The sequence below is a fragment of the Dokdonella sp. genome (assembly GCF_019634815.1).
GTDB lineage: Bacteria > Pseudomonadota > Gammaproteobacteria > Xanthomonadales > Rhodanobacteraceae > Dokdonella_A.
The window spans coordinates 111,693-130,916 of record NZ_JAHCAP010000003.1; the positions used below are offsets into that span (position 1 = coordinate 111,693).

At 65.9% G+C, this 19,224-nt stretch carries 10 protein-coding genes; 4 read left to right on the top strand and 6 right to left on the bottom strand.

All coding sequences use genetic code 11. The annotated features are described in order from the left end of the window. Positions 1-14 precede the first annotated feature (14 nt). The 4 genes from KF759_RS02935 to KF759_RS02950 all read right to left on the bottom strand — a co-directional run bounded on the left by KF759_RS02935 (position 15) and on the right by KF759_RS02950 (position 6,464). A complete protein-coding gene (locus KF759_RS02935; RefSeq protein ID WP_291222903.1) occupies positions 15-827 on the bottom strand; it encodes an SDR family oxidoreductase in 813 nt (270 codons plus the stop codon). A gap of 202 nt (positions 828-1,029) precedes the next feature. Next, positions 1,030-3,159: an acyltransferase family protein gene (locus KF759_RS02940; protein ID WP_291222904.1), complete on the bottom strand. Its 2,130-nt coding sequence runs from the start codon at positions 3,157-3,159 to the stop codon at positions 1,030-1,032. Continuing rightward, positions 3,156-5,750 (bottom strand): DNA mismatch repair protein MutS, encoded by a 2,595-nt coding sequence (mutS, locus tag KF759_RS02945; RefSeq protein WP_291222905.1) that lies wholly within the window; start codon positions 5,748-5,750, stop codon positions 3,156-3,158. Before mutS ends, KF759_RS02940 begins: the two co-directional genes overlap by 4 nt. Before the next feature lie 282 nt (positions 5,751-6,032). Continuing rightward, positions 6,033-6,464, bottom strand: coding sequence for a hypothetical protein (locus KF759_RS02950; RefSeq protein ID WP_291222906.1), 432 nt, complete (start codon positions 6,462-6,464; stop codon positions 6,033-6,035). Between the two features lie 143 nt (positions 6,465-6,607). Between KF759_RS02950 and KF759_RS02955 the strand changes: the two genes are divergently transcribed. Next, positions 6,608-6,808 (top strand): hypothetical protein, encoded by a 201-nt coding sequence (locus KF759_RS02955; RefSeq protein ID WP_291222907.1) that lies wholly within the window; start codon positions 6,608-6,610, stop codon positions 6,806-6,808. Positions 6,809-6,953: 145 nt separating this feature from the next. On the opposite strand, the gene KF759_RS02960 is transcribed toward KF759_RS02955, so the two are convergent. Further along, positions 6,954-7,880 carry an endonuclease NucS domain-containing protein gene (locus KF759_RS02960; protein WP_291222908.1) on the bottom strand — a complete coding sequence of 309 codons (927 nt, stop codon included), beginning with the start codon at positions 7,878-7,880 and terminating at the stop codon, positions 6,954-6,956. Between the two features lie 266 nt (positions 7,881-8,146). On the opposite strand from KF759_RS02960, the gene recC reads away from it, so the two are divergent. From recC to recD, 3 genes are read left to right on the top strand one after another with little or no spacing between them, the layout of a single operon-like run. Further along, entirely contained in the window at positions 8,147-11,566 is a 3,420-nt protein-coding gene (gene recC / locus KF759_RS02965; RefSeq protein WP_291222909.1) for an exodeoxyribonuclease V subunit gamma, read from the top strand. Further along, positions 11,563-15,174 (top strand): UvrD-helicase domain-containing protein, encoded by a 3,612-nt coding sequence (locus KF759_RS02970; protein WP_291222910.1) that lies wholly within the window; start codon positions 11,563-11,565, stop codon positions 15,172-15,174. Before recC ends, KF759_RS02970 begins: the two co-directional genes overlap by 4 nt. Next, positions 15,171-16,994: an exodeoxyribonuclease V subunit alpha gene (gene recD, locus KF759_RS02975; protein WP_291222911.1), complete on the top strand. Its 1,824-nt coding sequence runs from the start codon at positions 15,171-15,173 to the stop codon at positions 16,992-16,994. The genes KF759_RS02970 and recD overlap by 4 nt, the downstream gene beginning before the upstream one ends. Before the next feature lie 124 nt (positions 16,995-17,118). Here the strand turns inward: recD and KF759_RS02980 are convergent, their stop codons facing one another. After that, positions 17,119-19,176 carry a S9 family peptidase gene (locus KF759_RS02980; RefSeq protein WP_291222912.1) on the bottom strand — a complete coding sequence of 686 codons (2,058 nt, stop codon included), beginning with the start codon at positions 19,174-19,176 and terminating at the stop codon, positions 17,119-17,121. Between the last annotated feature and the right edge of the window lie 48 nt (positions 19,177-19,224).

Consider the following 19,224-nt stretch of genomic DNA (forward strand, 5'->3'; position numbering starts at 1 on the left):
CGCCCGCTGCGTCATCAATTCGCCGCTTGCTTGCGGATTCTGCGTGACTGGCGGGCGATCAGGCGCAAGGCGATGCGGTCGGGCATCAATTTGAACAGGGTCTTGATCAGGCGATTGATGCGGCCGTTGACGTGGACCGCCTCACCGCGTTCCACCGCATCGACCCCTTGACGCGCGACCGTCGCGGCATCCATCCACATCCATCGCGGCAGTTTCGACATCATCTGCCGCGAGCCGGTGACGTCGTGGAATTCCGAGTAGGTGAATCCGGGGCACAGCGCGCAGGTGTGGATGCCATCGCCGCGATATTCCAGATGCAGGGTCTGCGAGAGCTTCATCAGATAGGCCTTGGCGCCTGCGTACAGCGATTGTCCAGCCGATCCCGGTACGTGGCCTGCGAGCGAAGCCACGTTGATGATGCGGCCAAGTCCGTGCTCGCGCATCGCCGGCAGCAGCCGATGACACAATTCGGTCGGCGCGCGCATCAGCACTTGCATGAAGTCCGCTTGCGTAGACCACGGCTGGCTCAGGAAATAGCCCGGAACGCCATATCCTGCGTTGTTGACCAGATAGTCGATATGCAACCCGCGACGGGCGATTTCCGCGACCAGCTTGGCTACCGCATCGGGCGCCGCGAGATCACAGGCAATGGTTTCCACGCGCACCGCGTGCGCACGCATCAGTTCATCGGCGAGACTTTGCAGGCGATCCAGGCGTCGTGCGGTCAGCACGAGATTGTGACCGCGCGCAGCCAGTTCACGTGCAAACGCGGCACCGATGCCGGCCGAGGCGCCCGTGATCAGGGCATGGGCTGTCTGTGCATTCATGCGGGGCCTTCTGGATGTGATCAAGATGAGCGGCGTCGTGACGATTGTCCGGGAACTGTGGGCAGGTCAGGCTGACCTTGATGCGTTTGCGCGGGCGATGGGACGCCGGCCGGGCCGGGCGCGATCCCGAATGCGCGATGGGGTGGTGGAGATGCCCTTGCAAATCCGGGTTCCTGCTGCGTCTGTCTGGATTGGAGCTGCTTCATTTGGCGGCGGAGAAGATCGCATCGCCCAACTCCGGCAGGCGTGGCGGTGGAAGCGCCGCAACGAAGCGCTCGAAGTCGGGCAGCAGGAGAAGGTTGGCATAGCCGCTCAAATGATCGCCGTCCGCATACAGTGGCTTTCCATCCATCCAGGCAGCGCAGGTCGTGCCCGGGCACAGGATCGGCAGCGGGTCCCAGACGTAGGTCGATTCCAGGCGGTGGGTGATCGCAGCGAGACTGTCGCGCACTTGAGCGCCGTAGCGCAGCGTTTCATCGCGGGGCACCGTCAGGCCCCTTTGGCAGATCGGATTGCCTGCGTTGAACCAGTCGGCGCAGCGATACGGCGTTGCATGGAGGTTGGGTGTGGGCGAAGTCAAGATGACGCGGACGCCGTGAGCCACGACGGGACCGAGAATGCCGACCAGGGCAGCAGTCGCCCCTTCGCGCGATTGCCGTGCGGCAGGACTGGTCATCATTGACCAGGCGATTGCCTCGTCGCGCAGCGCAAATTGGTCCGTCCACCTGGCCACCCGCAACGACGCCAGCAACAGGATGTCGTTTGGTCGGGCGTCGGCAATGATGTGCTGGATGGATGTCGCGTTGCCTTGCGGGCAAAGGCCGCCCTCTCGTTCGGGCTGCAGGCTAGCAAAGGTGCACGCGAAATTCTGGTGGAACTCAACACTTGCGCCGGTGAGCAGCGCGTAGCGCGACATCATCTTCCAGAGGGCCGTGGCGTGCGAATCCCCCATCACGATGATTCTCGGTGGCGCCGGCTGCGGAGCGGGGCAGCCTTGCCGCGAAAGGGTCATGATCGTGATCGGCTTGACTTGGCCGATCTGCGCGTTTTGCGCAACCAGGACGCAGCCCGGGCGCTCCGGAAGCGTCGAATCCAGATTCGACTGCCAATCGTCCATGTTGTGGGCGACTGTGCTGAGTGAAATGCGTGACTGCGCCGCGTGAATCGCATTGCCGGTCGACCAGCCCAGAATCATCACCAGCAGTCCGCAGGCGACGATGGCGGGTCGCGGCCAGCGCATCAGGAAGGTCGAATAGCGCAACGGGCGTTCGACGAAGCGAGTGGACAATGCAGCCAGCGCAAAGGTGACGCCGATGCCGACCAGCATCTGCAAGGGCGTGTCGATTCCAAGCGTCCAGCGCATCAGCACGAACACCGGCCAATGCCACAGATAGAGCGAGTAGGACGCACGGCCGATCCAGGTCAACGGCTTGGTGCCAAGCATGCGGCTCAGCCAAGTGCCGGTGTTTGCGTGCATGCCCGCGATCAGCGCGACGGTCGCGATGACTGAAAGGAGCGGATGCGGGGCAGGAACCGGGCTGGTGGTGGCCTTGACCAAGGTGTAGGCGAGCAGCAGCGCGCCAAACCATGCGATCGCGCTGCGGGCCCATGCGGGAATGCGGACAACTGCCGCGGCGCACTGGAACAGCAACACGCCGGCGGCAAGCTCCCAAAGACGTGGCGCAATCAAATAGAAGGCCGCGGTCGGATCGTGTCGTGCCAGCTTCGTTGCCCAGAAGTAAGACCCCAACAAGGCTGCCGTGGTGACCGCGGTGGCCGCCAGCCGCCAGCGAGCTCCGCGCGTCCAGACAAAAAACAGCAAGGGAAAGAGCAGATAGAACTGCTCCTCGACACCCAGCGACCAGGTGTGCATGAATGGGTTGTAGTCGATGGTTGCTGAAAAGTACTGCTCGCGGTTGCTCGCAAGAAAGAAGTTGCTGATGCCGAAGAAGGCACGGGCTCCGGTTCTTTCCACGGCTGTCCCGAGCCAAACCGGAGGAACGAACAGCGTCGTCAGCAGCATCGTCGCCAGCAGGCAGACGAGCAGCGCCGGCAGGATGCGCAGCATCCGGCGGGAATAGAAATAGGCAAGAAAATGCCCAAGATGACCACCGTTCCAGTTCGCTACCGAATGACTCACCACGAAACCGGAGATCACGAAAAAGACATCGACGCCCAGGAAACCGCCAGGGAGCCAGGTTTCGCGCAGGTGAAAGGCGATCACTGCAAGAACTGCAATGGCGCGCAAACCGTCGATATGGGCAAAGTGGTGTGTCGGCGCGCCACCGGTCGCCGGGTACGAGGCACAATCCGTTGTGTTTGCCTGCCTCATTGGCACATGTCCTTGAGCTTGAACAGCAGCGCGAGCGCCTCGCGCGGGCTGAGCGCGTCGGGGTCGAGCGCGCGCAACGCGGTCTCCGCGGGTGAGGGTGCGGGTGGCGCGAACAGGCCAAGCTGCGGTGAGTCGCTGACGGCGGGCAGGGCAGCGGTTGCGGGGCCGGCTTCGAGTGCGCGCAAGGTGGCGCGTGCATCCTCGATCACCGGACGCGGCAGACCAGCCAGCGCGGCGACCTGCAGACCGAAGCTGCGATTGGCCGGGCCTTGCTTGACCGCGTGCATGAACACCAGTTGTTCGCCGCGTTCCTGATCGTGGAACTCGACCGCATCCAGATGCACGTTGGCGATGCCCTCGACTTCGCCGGCCAGTTCAGTGAGTTCGAAATAGTGGGTCGCGAACAACGTCCACGCGCGGTTGCGCGTGGCCAGCGCGACCGCGCAGGCGCGCGCGAGCGCGAGGCCGTCATAGGTGCTGGTGCCGCGGCCGACTTCATCCATCAGCACCAGACTCGAAGCCGTGGCGTTGTGCAGGATGTTCGCGGTTTCGCTCATCTCGACCATGAAGGTCGACTGCCCGCGCGCGAGGTCGTCGCCCGCACCGATGCGCGTGAAGATGCGATCGATCGGGCCGATGCTTGCCGAATCGGCGGGCACGAAGCTGCCGATGTGAGCGAGCAGCACGATCAAGGCCGCCTGTCGCATGTAGGTCGATTTGCCGCCCATGTTGGGGCCGGTGATGACCAGCATGCGCCGAGCTTCGTCGAGTTCGAGATCGTTCGGCTCGAACGGCTCCTCGCGCACGCGCTCGACCACCGGATGGCGACCGCGCACGATGTGGATGCCGCCGGCATCGAGCAGTTGCGGGCAGGTCCAGCGCAGTGCCTCGGCGCGCTGCGCGAGCGTGGCGAGAACGTCGAGTTCGGCGATCGCGGCGGCGGCCTGCTGCAAGGCTGCGAGTTGCCCGATCAACAGATCGAGCACGCCCTCGTAGAGCTGACGCTCGCGCATCAGCGCACGCTCGCGTGCCGACAGCACCTTGTCCTCGAAGGTCTTGAGCTCCTCGGTGATGTAGCGCTCGGCGCCCTTGAGCGTCTGCCGTCGCGTGTAGTGCGTGGGCGCCTTGTCGGCCTGCGCCTTGCTGATCTCGATGTAGTAGCCGTGCACGCTGTTGTAGCCGACCTTGAGTGTGGCGATGCCGGTCGCGGCCTTCTCGCGTTCTTCGAGTTCGACGAGGAATTGATCGGCATGCGTCGAGAGCAGGCGCAGTTCATCGAGTTCGGCATCGAAGCCCGCGCGGATCACGCCGCCATCGCGCGCGAGCAGGGGTGGTGATTCGATGATTGCCGCGACCAGTTGCGCGGCGATGTGTGCGTGATCACCGATGCTGGCGATGAGCGCGCGCAGCAGCGCGCTGTCATTTGCAGCGACTGCGAGCTCGCGGTCGGGCGCGGGTGCAGAATCGGCACCGACAACGAGCGCCTGCGTGATCTGCGGCGCGAGCAGCAGGCCATCGCGCAAGGTCGACAGATCGCGTGGCCGCGCCGAGCGCAAGGCCACGCGGGCGAGGATGCGTTCGAGATCGCCGACGCCGCGCAGGACTTCGCGCAACTGCGTCAGCCGCTGTCCTTCGCCGAGCACCGCGATCGCCTGCTGGCGTGCGCGCAATACCGCACGATCGCGCAGGGGGCGATGCAGCCAGCGCCGCAGCAGGCGCGCGCCCATCGGCGTGATGGTGGCATCGAGTACACCAAACAGCGTGAATTCGAGCTTGCCGCTGGCGTGGGTGTCCAGTTCGAGGTTGCGTCGCGTCGCGGCATCGAGCGCGATCGTCTGATTCGCGTTTTCGACCGCGAGACCGCTCAGGTGCGGCAGCGCGGCCTTCTGCGTTTCCTCGACATAGGCGAGCAGGGCGCCGGCCGCGGCGATCGCCGCGGACATGCCTTCGACGCCAAAGCCCGACAGGTCGTGCGTGCGGAAGAAGCGCGCCAGTTCGCGCTGCGCGGTGGCAGTGTCGAAATGCCAGGGCCCGCGCTTGCGCAGGCCGGGCAGGTTGGTGACGAAGCGCGGCCAGGCCACGTCCTCGCCGATGAGGGTTTCGGCCGGCGCGAGCCGCGCGAGTTCCGCATTGAGCGCTTCGGCATCGGCCACTTCACTGAGCACGAAGCGGCCGCTGGCGAGATCGATCCATGCCAGCCCGAAACCCGAACTGCCCGCGGCGATCGCCAGCAACAGGTTGTCGCGACGCTCATCGAGCAAGGCCGCATCGGTGACCGTGCCCGGCGTGACGATGCGCACCACCTTGCGCTCGACCAGTCCCTTGGCCAGCGCCGGATCGCCGATCTGTTCGCAGATCGCCACCGATTCGCCCAGGCGCACGAGCTTGGCCAGATAGCCTTCGGCCGCGTGATACGGCACGCCCGCCATCGGGATCGGCGCGCCCGCCGACTGCCCGCGCTGGGTCAGGGTGATGTCGAGCAGCCGCGCCGCCTTGCGCGCATCCTCGTAGAACAACTCGTAGAAATCGCCCATGCGGAAGAACACCAGCATGTCCTTATGCTCCGCCTTGGCGGCGAAGTACTGGCGCATGAGCGGGGTGTGTTCGGCCGTGTTGATGGCGGCGCCCAGGGCTGCAACGGGGGACTGCGAAGTCTAGCGCAGTCGCCTGCCGCGGCGCGCGCTGCCTGCGCCCGGTCGGTGCACGGCGTGGTGGCTTGGGTCTGACCGGGCCCCGCGCTTGATGCCGGCGCTATCAACCGCTCTCCACGTCTCGGATGCCAGGCGTGCGAACCGCGAGTTGGCGAGCGAACTTCGTGCTTCGACGCCAGGATCACTGTCCGGCGGGGTTTACGGGAGTCCCCTACAGAATTGCTAGCCCGTACTCTGGATGGGGTCAAACTCGAGAGCTACGCCAGATGAAAGCACTTTGTTCTGTAGGGTATTTGCGTCGACTCTGATTTCAGATAGCCATTCATCCATATCCATGCCATCGGGTATGAAGCCTGCTGGTGGTGTGTCCAGGTCGCCGTCCGGGTTTATGCAGCTTGCAATCGCACGATGGGCCAGTTTATTGCGCTTCTTGTTGAACGCCTTGAGTGCGGCGATGAGCTCGTCGTCATTGCTGAGCTTTTCGAACTTGCTTATTAACTGCCCCAGAGAGTCTCCGGCACAGTCTTTGTCGGGAACTCGGTACGGTAGATGGGCGGGCAGGTTTCTTCGTATGGCCGAATGAGCCGCCGCGATGTATAGCCTTAGCTCTTGCTCAAGCAATTGGCACCCGGCAAGGGCGTCCGCAACCTTCATGTAGAAGCTACTGTGTCTCATACGGGCTAGACAGAATGGCTTGATCCAGGCGGCCTGCCGCCGGGGTACCGTGGATTGTGCGCATGGCGCACAGAGCCACACCGTAGGCACAAGGCAACAACGCTCATTCGCGCAGGCAGGCCATGAACAAGCATACCGTGTACGTCGGCTTGGATGTCCACAAGGAATCGATCGAAAGCGCGCTGGCGGTCGCCACCGCGGGCGGCGAGGTTCGCCACTACGGTCACATCGGCGGTGATTTCGCATCGTTCGACCGCGCGCTGCGCCAGTTTGGGCGTGGGCGCTGGTTGATCTTCACCTGCGAAGCCGGTCATATCGCCTGAGCCAGACTCAAAGGCCTTATGGTGGCGAAGCCATATCGTCCATGGGCGTACGTGGCGCTCGGAGCGTCCCTTCGAAGGGCTGCGCGCGACCGGTACCGCGAACGGAGTTGGATTCCAATGGAGTCTCGCCGACAAACCGCGTGGATTACCCCGGCACCAGCCGGAAACTTATCTGATAGCGATAGAACTTGATGTTTGGCACGGCCGCGAGCGCCCAGCGGAGCTTCTGGTCGTTTTCCAGTGCAATGATGGCGCCTTCGATGGACTGTCCGGGTTCGGCCACCTGCTCCTTGATGTATCCCATGTAGCGCAGGATCTGACCCACGACCACGTCGCTCGCGCGACCGCGCTTGAGTTCAACCACCAGTAGGCGCTTGCGATCGTGGCTGACTCCCAGAATGTCGATCGGCCCGGCATCGGTTGCGTATTGCTGGCCGACAGGCTCGCCGTCTTCCTCGAAGATGGCAAAGTCGCGTGCGAGTTCGGTTTGCGCCCAGTTCGCGACCAGGAAAGCTTCGAGGTGCTTTTCCATCGCGAACGCGACCGGGTCTTCGATCACGGGATCGGATGCAATGATCATGGGCGTCGCGTCCACACCCATGAGCCGGCGAATTTCCTCGGCGTAGGTCGAAAGATCGCACACAGTGCCGATGGATCCAGAAGAATTCTGCAGCGCCTCGCTCATGGAAGCCCGTGGAATGGGCCGGTCGAGCCAGCGCACCTTTCGGCGGTGAGGCAGGACTTGGTCCGGTGCATAGGTGTAGTTGCCGATGACTTCGCCGACCCGGTAGTTTCCGCTGCCGTCCGGGCACAGCACCATATCGCCGATCTGGATGCCCTTGCTGATCGTCCAGAGCGCACCGCATGCCAATCCGGCTCCGATTCGGGTCTTGTCGGGGTGGCCAGCGAGGAATATCGGAATGAATTTGGCGTTGAAGTCCCGCCATTGGTCGGGCAGTTTGGTCGTCAAGTCTTGTCCGATATCGAAGTCAGCCCCGATGAACCCGCCCTGGAAACATTCGGCCGCGTGCGCGCTACGGCGCCCCAGCATCACTCGGAAAATCGCACTCATGCGGTTGCCCCTTCTTGCGGAGTAGTCTGCCCGACCCGTGCAGACGCCTGGCACGGGGCAGCTGCAAATTCGTGCGGCCATTTTGCCTGGCCGATTGCAGGGTGTTGCACGGTTGTCTCACTTGGCGAGATCGCGCGCTGCTATCGTCGAGCTTCGGCTGGCGCCCGCAGGCGCGCAAAACGGGACTCGGGGATCGCGTGGCAGCACGAGGCAAGACAGGGGAGCAGGCGGGGGCAAGGTTCGCGGACGAGGCGAACGGCCTCGTCGTGTTCCGCGCAAGCCGGGTCGAGGCCTTGCTCGATCCGCTGGTCGGCCTGTTGCAGGCGGCGCCGCCGCAGCACGTGCTGGCGCCGCACGAGGTGATCGCGGCGCATCCGGGCATGCGACGCTGGCTCGGGCGTGAGCTGGCGCGGCGGGCGGGTCCGCGCGGGATTGCGGCGAACCTGCGCATCGAATTGCCCAGTTCCTGGCTCGATCGACTCGCACGCGAAGTGCTCGGCGAGGAGGCCATCGCGCTGCGACCCTATCGCCGGGAACTGCTGCGCTGGCGCATCCATGCACGGCTGCGCACGCTCGACGATGCGCAGCTTGCGTCATGGCTCGATGGCGACGCGGCCACGCGCGAGCAACGCAGTTTCCAACTGGCCGACCGTCTCGCGCGCTTGTACTCGCAATATCTGGTCTATCGACCCGACTGGCTCGCCGATTGGAGCGCGGGCCGCGTCAAGCCGGCCGAGGCGGGCTTGCTCGCGCCCTTGTGGCGCGAGCTGCGACGCGAGATCGGCGCGCCCCATCGCGGCGAACGCATCGCGCAGTTGCTGGGTGCGCTGGGACGCAGTGATCAGGCGGCACGCGAACCGCTGCATGTGTTCGGGATTGCCCAACTCGCGCCCGCGGAACTTGCGGTGTTCAAGGCGGTGGCGCAGCGGCGCATGGTCGCCCTGTACGTGCCCGATCCGTGTCGCGCGCATTGGGGCGGCTTGCGCACGCCGCTCGCGCAATTGCGCGAGCAGGTCGAGATGGCGCCGGATGCGGCCGATACCGAAGGCCGCTTTCTCGATCAGGGCCATCCCTTGCTTGGCGCATGGGGCCGCATGGGTCAGCACTTCGTGCTCGCGCTCGACGACATCGGTGCGCGCGTGGACTCGCGACATTTCGAGGATGAAGGCGATGCGCGTCCACGCGACCGCCTCGCCGGCGTGCAGGAGAGCATCCGCCGTTTCGATACGGGCTTGATCGGGGAGTACGCGGCAGCGCCGCGCGCCGATGCCTCACTGCGCATCCACGCCTGCCATACGCGCCTGCGCGAGCTGGAGGTGTTGCGCGATGCCTTGCTCGATGCACGCAGTGCGCGCCCCGATCTCAAGCCTTCGCAGATCGTGGTGATGATGCCCGACATCCACGCCTATCTGCCGCTCTTGCCTGCCGTGTTCGGCGCACCCGGTCGCCACGAGGGGCCCTTGCCCTGGCATGCGGCCGATGTCGCGGTGGCAGCTGCGCACCCGCTGTTTGCCTTGCTGCGCCGACTGCTCGACTTGCCGCAGTCGCGCTTGAGCGCGCCGGAGCTGGCCGACCTGCTTGCGGCCGAGCCGGTGGCGCGGCGCTTCGGGCTGGGCGAGTCCGATATCGAGACGATCGAACGCTGGTTGCAGGACAGCCGTGCGGCGTGGGCGCTCGATGGGGCGTTTCGCGCGCGCTTTGAAGTGCCGCCGATTGCCCAGCACACCCATGCCTGGGCGCTCGATCGCATGCTCGCGGGCTATGTGCTCGGACACAGCGACGAAGCTCGCATCGTGCACTTGCGCGAAGGCGATGCGGTGGCGCCGCTGGCCGGCATCGAAGGTCCACAGGCCGAAGCGCTCGGTGCGCTCGATGCGCTCCTGGTCGAATTGCGCGAGTGGTGTGTGGGTGCACAGCGGCGGCGACGCGCGAGCGCCTGGGTCGAATGGCTCGAAGCACGCATCGAAGGCATGCTGCGCATCGATCGCAGTGAGGCGGGCGAGCGCGAGGCCCTTGCGCAGGTGCAGGAAATGCTGCGTACGCTCGGCGCCGAACCCGACGATGCGGGGCTCGATCCCGAACTCGATTTCGCGCTGGTGCGCGACCTTCTGCTGGAACAGCTCGATGGCGTCGCCGAGCGCCAACCTTTCCTGCTTGGCGGGGTGACTTTCTGCGGCATGGTGCCGCAACGCGCGATTCCTTTCGAGCTAGTCGCCGTGCTCGGCCTCGACGATGGCCAGTTTCCGCGCGCGCAGCGTGACCGCACGCTCGATCCGATGGCCAAGCATCCGCGCCTGGGCGACCGCGATGTGCGCAATGACGATCGTTACCTGTTTCTCGAAACCCTGATGTCGGCGCGCTGGCGCCTGCACCTGTCGCACGTGGGCGAGGGCGTCCACGACGGCAAGCCGCGCAATCCCGCGGCGCCGCTCGCCGAATTGATTGCGGCACTCGATGCCGCAGGCAAGGGCGCTGGCGAGCGGCCGTGGTGGGTGCGTCATCCCTTGCAACCCTTCGATCGCCGCTACTTCGATGGCAGCGACGAAGCCTTGTTTTCGTTCAACCGCGCTGGCGCGGCGATGCTCGAAGTCCTGGGCGCGGCAGCCAGTGATGCTGCGCCTTTCGTCGCCCCGCGCGCCCGGCGAGCGACGCCTAGGGCGCCGGAAGCGGATACGCCGATCGCGCTCGCCTCGGTGCTGGCTTACTACCGCAATCCGGCGCAGCAGGTGTTGCGTGAGCGTCTGGGCCTGCGTCTGGATGCGCTCGATGAAGGACGGCTGCGCGAGAGCGAGCCACTCGATGCGCGTTTCGATGCGCTCGATCAGGTCGCGCGCTCGCGCTTCCTCGAACTTGCGAGCGCGGGGCAGCAGGAGATAGAGGTCGAGCCGCCCGCGGATTTGCGTCTGCGCGGCCTGCTGCCGCCGGGGCGCGGCGGTGAGTCGGCCTGGGCGAGCGAGCGCGAGAAGATTCGGGATCTGCTGGCGCTGTCCGCGGGCCATCCGCTGTTTGCCGGTGGCCTGCCCACGGCGAAGTCGGTGCCGATCGATCGTCGCATCCAGATGCGCCAGGGCCGCGGTGCCTGGCTGCTCGGCGGCGAGCTGGCTCAGGTCTACCTCAAGGGCAAGACGCACTGGTTGCTCGAAGTGCAGCCAGGCAAAGCCCGCGGCGGCGGGATCACCGGACGCGCGGAAGCGGACGTGGATTTTCGCGTCCGCATCGATCTGTTCCTGCGTTGGAGCCTGTTGCGCTTGCAGCTTGCCGACGGACGTGCGCCGCTGCGTGTCGCGCTTCTGCTCGGTGGCGAGCGTGAGGGTTTCGAAGCAGGCTTCAACGCCTGGGACGATCGTTTCACGGGCGCCAAGCTCGCTGAGCGCAAGACGCTGCGTGCCGATCTCGAGCGCCGCATCGATGGCCTGCTCACCTTCTGCAACGCCGCGCTCGAAACGCCGCTCTGGTATTTCCCGCGCACTTCCTGGGCCGCGCGCGCGGGCGACATGGAAGCGGCGCGCCAGGTGTGGATCGGCGGTGAGTACAGCCTGGGTGAACGCGACTACGCCCCCGGTTACGCACGCCTGCTGGCGGGTGATCGTGAATTCGACGAGGGCGCCGACTGGCGCGAACTGCAGGCCCATGCGCAACACCTTGAAAGCTTGATCTCGCTCGCGGACGAGGGAGAAGGCGCATGAGTGGCAAGGCGCTGAAGCCTGCAATTGCGGCCTCATGGGCGCAGCTGACGCTCGCGCCCGCTGGTCGCAGTCTGGTCGAGGCCAGCGCGGGCACCGGCAAGACCTGGACGATCGCGATGCTGTATCTGCGCATCCTGCTCGAACAGGAGTTCACGCCGCAGCAGATCATCGTCACCACCTTCACCAACGCGGCGGCGCAGGAATTGGGTGGACGCATTCGTGCTCGCATCGAGTGGGCCTTGCAGTGTGCCAATGCGCTGCTCGCAGGCGATGGCAAGGCGAATGCGGCCGCACGGGACGAGGATGCCGGGCGCACGCCTGATCAGGTTTGGCTCGATGGGCGTTGGCGGCGCGCCCAGGGCGTCATCGACAAGACCCGCGTGCGCGCCGACCGCAATCGCCTGCGAATCGCCTTGGCCGAACTCGATCTTGCGCCGATCGGCACCCTGCACTCCGTGTGCCGGCGCATCCTCAATGAGTTTCCGCTCGAGTGCGGCGTTGGTTTCGGCATCAGGGAAATGGTCGATGGCGCGGCCTTGCGCGGGGTTCTGTTCGACGACCTCTGGCGACATCTCGAACAATCGACGGGTGATCTGGATGACGAAGATGCTGCGGCATGGGCCAAAGGGCGCAAGCGCCTCAACAGCCACCTGAAACTGTTGCTCGCGCCCGGCGTGAAGATCGAGGCGCCTTCGGAGCAGCGAATCGCCAAGCTGATGGATGCGGGCAATGCGCAGCGGATCCGTGCTTGGGTCGGCAGCGCGCCTTGGCAGCGAAGCAATGCCGCGCTCGCTTCGCGCTTGCGTGAGCTTGCAGACTTCATCGAAGCCAAGGGGATTGACGTCGAGCCAGCAGGCAAACTCGGCAAGGAATTGGCCAGGCTCATTGCCGAGCCGCTCGACAAGTTCCTCAAGCCTGATGATTCGGCGGAGGCAAGTTGGCCAGCGATCCGCGACATCGCCAGCGAAGCGGCCCGGCTGTTGCCTTGCATCGCCGACCTGCCGTTCCTGCGTGCTCTGACGCGCTATCAGGCCAAGCTGGGCGAGCGCTTGCGCGCGCAACTCGCACGCAACGCGCAACTCAGTTTCGACGAGGTGATTGCGCGCGTGCATGAGGCACTGCAGGGCGCGGACAGCGTTCTCGCCCAGCGGCTGTGCCAACGTTGGCCGGTGGCTCTGGTCGACGAGTTCCAGGATACCGATGGCCTGCAGTACGGCATCCTCGATCGCATCTACCGCGCGAGCGAACGCAAGCTGCGCGGGCACCTGCTGATGATCGGCGATCCCAAACAGGCGATCTATCGCTTCCGTGGCGGCGACATCGATGCCTATCTCGACGCTGGAAAGAGCGCCACAGAAATCCTCAAGCTCACGGTCAATTTCCGCTCGTCGCAGGCCTTGGTCGGCGCGCTCAATGCATGGTACGCGGCGTCGGGTGAGGTACTCAGCAGCAACGATCAACATGGAATCCGTTACGAGACGGTCAGCGCCCACGGGCTCGATGCGCGCTACACGATCGCCGGCAAGGACTGCCGCACACCGTTGCACCTGCACGTCCTGCCGCTTGCGGACACGCCCGAGAGCCAGGACGAACGCCGCGCGCTCGCGCTCGCGGCCTGCGCCGCGCAGATCGTCGAGCTGCTCTCGGGGCGACACCGGATTGGCGCGGCGCTCGTGCAGCCGGGCGATATCGCCGTGCTGCTGCCGCGGCATGCCGATATCGTCGCGCTGCGCACGCTGCTTGCGCAGTGCAAGGTGCCGTGTGTGTCGTCGGGACGCGAGGACGTGTTCGCATCGCCGTGGGTGACTGAACTGCGCGTGGTTCTCTACGCCTTGCTGCATCCGCGCGATGAAGGCGTGCTGCGGGCGGCGCTGGCGACGCGCTTGTGGGGCCTGGACTGGCAAGGTCTGCGCGCACTCGCCACGGATGATGCGGCCTGGCAACGCGAAGTCGCGCGCGCGCACGAGCTCGATGCGATGTGGCAGAAGCAGGGCGTGCTCGCGGTGGTGCTTGCCCTGATCGGGCGCGCAGGTGCGCGGCTGTGCGCCGCGAGCGAGCGCGAGCGGGCCTTGACCGATCTGCGTCAATTGGGCGAGCTGCTGCAGATGCAGGCGCACGAGTTGCATGGGCGCGACCTGTTGCTGGAATGGCTCGCCGATCAGTCCGCGGGTGATGCGGTCGGGGAGGAAGCCGCAGGCGAGCGGCAATTGCGCATCGAATCCGACGCGGCACGCGTGCAGCTCATGACCCTGCATGCGAGCAAGGGACTGGAGTTCAACGTGGTGATGCTGCCGCTGCAGTGGGCAAACATCGCGCGCGGGAGTGAGATCCCCGTGCTGCATGAGCAAGGCGGGCAGGGACGGGTCATGCGTTTCGATGCCGAAGCGGCGGCGCAACAGGCGCAACAGGATCAGGAGGAACGCCATCGACTGCTCTACGTTGCGCTCACGCGCGCGCGCCATGCCGTGCATGTCTACGCGCTGCCGCCGGCGCGGTCGGCGCGGAAGGGCGGGAAGTTCGCCCTCGCGGATCCGCAGCGTGCGCCGCTGGATGCGCAGCTTGAGCGGGTGCTGAGCGCGGGCAAGGCGCCCAAGCTCACGGGTGTCGATTGGGACGATGACGCGTGGCCGATCGAACTGCGCGGATGGACGCGCGCGGTCGAGGCATCGCCGATAGTGTCTGCGTTACGACTCGAGCCGGCGGGCGTGCCATTGGAGTATCGCTGGAGCTTTTCGGCGCTCGCGCGCGCAGGTGCGGCTTGGGCGGGCGAGGAACGTGCAGCCAGCGATGAGTTCGAAACAATGGCGGACAGCGATGTGGATGATTCCGCTGACGGCGAAGGCGGTGAAGTCGAACATCCCGACCTGGCCTGGCTCGCGCCGATCGCGGGCACCGATTTCGGCAATGCCGTGCATGCGATTTTCGAGCACCGCCGCATCGGCCAGCCCTTGAGCGAGCAGCAGACGCTGGTGCGTCAATGCCTGCGCGATGCGCGTGTGGACTTGCATGATCGCGCGCCCGACGAGGTGGTCAGGCACTTGGTGACGCGCCTGCAGGGCAGTCTCGATGCCGCGTTGTTGCCGGGCATCGATGACACGCTCACGCTCGCCGCGCTGCCGGCACAGGCGCTGCGGGCCGAGATGGAGTTCGATTTCCGCCTCGATGCCGTCTCGCTGCGGCGCCTGCATGAAGTCTGCGATTTCGTGCCCGGCGGTTCGCAGCACGACCTCAATGGCCTGATGAACGGCAAGATCGACCTGGTGTTCGAACATCGCGGGCGCTTCCACGTGCTCGACTACAAGACCAACCGCGCCGGCGATGGACGCTTGCTTTCGGGTTATGCGCCGCAGCGGATCGAAGCGATCATGGCCCAGCACCACTATCCGTTCCAGGCGCTGCTGTACACGCTCGCGCTCGAACGCTACCTGCGTCAGCGGCTGCACGAGTACCAGCGTGCGCGGCATCTGGGCCACACGATTTATCTGTTCGTGCGCGCGGCCGGTCTTGCGCCGCAAGCGGGCATCTGGGCGCGGCGATTCGATGATCGCCTGCTCGATGCGGTCGATGCGGTATTCGCCGGGGCTTGGCTTGAGGGGCAACCGGCATGAACGCGATGGGCTTTCAGCGCAGCGAAGGCGAGCGCGCGGTGGCGAGCTGGCGCCCGCTCGATCAGGCGGTGTATCGCTGGGTGCTCGCGCATGGAGGCGATGCCTTGCTCGCACGCTGCGCAGCATGGGCGAGCCTGGCCGATGGCGAGGGCGATACTGCGCTGCGTCTTGATGTCGCTCGGCGAGACAGGGTTGCGCTGTCGGCTGCCGAGCTTGCGCAGTTGCGTGCTTCGCCCTTGGTCGCCAGCCGCGTCGGCGAGGGCCAGCGACCGTTCGTGCTCGATGCGTGCGGCCGCTTCTATCTGTGGCGCAACCATGCCAACGAAGTCGGGGTCGCCGCGCAGGTATTGGCGCGACGCGCGGCGTCGACTGCTGCCGAGGCGGACCTGCAGGCGTCGATCGACGCATTGTTCCATGGCCAGCGCGATGAGGCTGTCGCACTGCAGCGCGCGGCGGTCGGCAGCGTGGCCGGCAAGTCGCTGTTCGTGCTCACCGGTGGGCCGGGCACCGGCAAGACCACCACCGTGCTGCGCATGCTGCTGATGTTGCAGATGCAGGCCACGCAAGCACTGACCATCCAGATTGCGGCGCCGACCGGCAAGGCCGCGCGACGGCTCGCCGAGGCCTTGCGCATCGGCAAGCAGGATCTGCGCGAACACGCGCCGGCGCGTCTTTCGGGTGCGTGGCAAGTCTGGTTCGATCGCATCGCCGAGGAACGCGCGACCACCCTGCATCGCCTGCTCGGCTATCAGCCCTGGCGCAATGCCTTTGCGCGGAGCGAGCATGCGCCGCTGGCGGCTGATGTGGTGGTCGTCGATGAAGCCTCGATGGTCGATCTGGCCATGCTGCGGCACCTGCTTGGCGCGCTGCGCCCGAGCGCGAGTCTGATTCTCGTCGGCGACGCCGATCAGTTGTCATCGGTGGCGACCGGCTCGGTGCTCGCCGATCTCGTGGCTGCTTGCGAGGCGAAGCCGCGCGGCGATCTGGTCCGCCTCACCCACAGTTTTCGCGCCGAGCGCGAACTGGTGGCCGTGAACGAAGCGGTGCGCGTGGGCGATCCCGCGCGCCTCACGAGTGCGCTCGCCGATTCGGCAGGCAAGGCGCGCTGGCGCTGTGTGGATGACGAGACGAAGCTGCGTGCGAGCTTGCAGCGCTGGAGTGATGCGCTCGCGCTGCAGTTGCGACCACCGGCACTCGCCGATGCGCAGGATCTCGCCGGCGCGCGCAGCGCACTCGCTGCGCTCGCGGGTCGGCAGTTGCTCTGCGCGCTGCGCGAAACCGCCTTCGGTACGGTCGCGGTCAATGCGCGGATCGAAGCCTCGTTGCGCAAGGCTTGGCATGTTGCGAGCGAAGGACCGTGGTTTGCGGGGCGCGCGGTGATCATCACGCGCAATGATGCAGGTACTGGCTTGGCCAATGGCGACGTCGGGATGTGTCTGGCCGACCGCGCCGGGAACCTGCGCGTCTGGTTCGATGGCAATGGCCAAGCCGAAGCGGCGGGGCCGCGCAGCTTCCTGCCGCAGTCGCTGCCCGCGCACGAGAGTGCGTTTGCGCTCACGATCCACAAGAGTCAGGGCTCGGAATACGCCCAGGTTGCGGTCCTGCTGCCGCCCGACGCGACGCACCGCATCCTCTCGCGGCAACTGCTCTACACCGCGATGTCGCGCGCGCGGCAGTCGCTGGAGATCTGGAGCACCAGCGCGGTGCTGGAAGCCGCGGTGCGCACCGAAGCGCAGCGCAGCGGCGGGCTGTTCGATCGGCTGAATCGGGATCCGCCGGACGCGCCTTGCGGCGTGGCCGACGGGGAAGCTGCCAGCTGATCGGCATCAAGCGTTCAGCATTCAGCGCGAGGTCTTGCGGCGAATGCGGCAACGTCGATTGTTCCTTGCCTGCCTCCCTTCGGGTCATGCCCTCACCGAAGGGAGAGGGCGTTCAAGACCTGCCTCAGCCGCCCGCAGGCGTCTTGCGATAGCGCTCGAACCAGGCAAGGATCGCTGCGGCCTTGGCGGCTGACTGCGAGGGCCGCTCGGCGAGGCCGCCGTGGTTGGCGCCGGGCACCTTGATCAAGGCGGTCGGTATTCCGCGCAGTTGCAGGGCTTCGTAGTACTGCTCCGATTCGCTGTCGGGCGTGCGGTGGTCCTCGCTGCCGACGATCACGAGTGTCGGCGTCTTGACGTTGCCGACCAGGGACAGCGGCGAGTGGGACCAATAGCTGTTGATGTCTTCCCACGGGAACTTGCCAAACCAGTAACGCGCGAAGTAGGGCGTCATGTCGGCGGTGAGCACGAAGCTGGTCCAGTTGATCACGGGCTTCTGCGAGGCCGCGGCGCGGAACCGATCGGTCTTGCCGACGATCCAGGCCGTGAGCACGCCGCCGCCCGACCCGCCGGTGACGAACAGTTCATCCTTGTCGACGAAACCCTTGGCGATCGCCGCGTCGACCGCGCTCATGAGGTCGTCGTAGTCGTGGCTCGGGTAATCCTTGTCGATCTTGTTGGCGAAGCTCTCGCCATAACCGGTCGAGCCGCGCGGATTGGCATAGACGACGACGTAGCCGGCTGCGGCGTAGAGCTGGTAGTCGGTGGCGAACGAAGGACCGTAGGCGGCGAACGGGCCGCCGTGGATTTCGAGGATCAAGGGGTATTTCTTCGTCGCATCGAAGTCGGGCGGCGTGACGATCCAGGCATCAATCGGCAGACCGTCGAAGGCGGTCACGGCGAGCTTTTCCGTCTTGCCGAGGGCTTTGGTCGAGAGCAGGGTCTGGTTGAGATGGGTGAGCTGGCGCGTCTTGCCGTTACGCGCGATCCAGACATCGGCCGGATGCAGGGCATCGCCCCCTGTGTAGGCGATCGTGCCGTCACGCGCGAGGCTGAATTCGCCGCCGCTGTAGGGGCGGTCGAGTTCGCTGCCGACGAGGTTGTCGGCGACTGTACCGAGCTTGCCGTCGAGGCCGATGCGCGCCACGCGCATGCCGCCGCCTTCGCCGTAGCCCACATAGAGCGCGCGGCCATCGGCGCTCCACGTCGGCGATTCGACGTTGCGGTCGAGTTTGGCGGTGAGCACACGCGGATCGCTGCCATCGCGCTTCATGACCGACAATTCGAGGTTCTGATAGCTGCGGAAATGATCATCGAAGCCGACGTAGGCGATGAGCGTGCCATCGGGCGAGACCACCGGGCCGTTGTCGGGTCCGTTGCGTCGCGTGAGCGTGCGTACTGCGTGGGTGTCGAGCGAGACCTCGTGAATCTCGCTGTTGACCATGTCGCGTTGCCAGTCTGGCGTGAGGTTGGCGCTGAACAGCAGGGCGCGGCCGTCATGCGACCACGCCAGTGATCCGCCGGCATTGTGCGCGCCGAAGGTGAGCTGCACTGGCGCCCCGCCATCGGCGGCGACCCAGAAGATCTGCCGGTAGCCGGGTTTGGAATAGCCGCCTTCGTCGGTGCGGTAGACCACCTTGTCGATGACCTGCAAGGGTTCGGCCCAGTGTGCGCCGTCCGGTTTGGTCGGCGCCTTGCCCAGTTGCGGGCCTTCGTCGGGCACGAACATCGAAAACGCGATGCGGCTGCCATCGGGCGACCAACTGATTCCGGACGGCGTGTTCGGCAGGCTGGTGATGCGCGCGGTTGCGCCGGTCTTCATCCAGCGCACGAACAGCTGCGCGCCGGCCTTGTCTTCGGCATTGGACAGATAGGCGATGCGGCTGCCATCGGGGGACCAGCGCGGCTGGCTGTGCGAGCCCGCGCCTGCTGCCAGCGGCATCTGCGCGCCGCTGGCGACATCGATCGTCCACAGACTGCTGCGCGCGCGATCGGTCATGATGTCGTTGCTGCGCCGCACGTAGACGACGCTCTTGCCGTCGGGGGAAATCCGCGGATCGCTGGCCGCCTCGAGATTGAACAGATCGGCGCCGGTAAGCACGCGCGAGGCCTGCTGCGCGGGCGCAGCCAAGGCCGGGCCTGCGAGCAAGGCGGCAAGCAGGACGAGATGAAAGCGGTTCTTCATGGCAGGATTCCCCGGCGGCGGATGCACGCGTTGCGCTGCCGACGATAG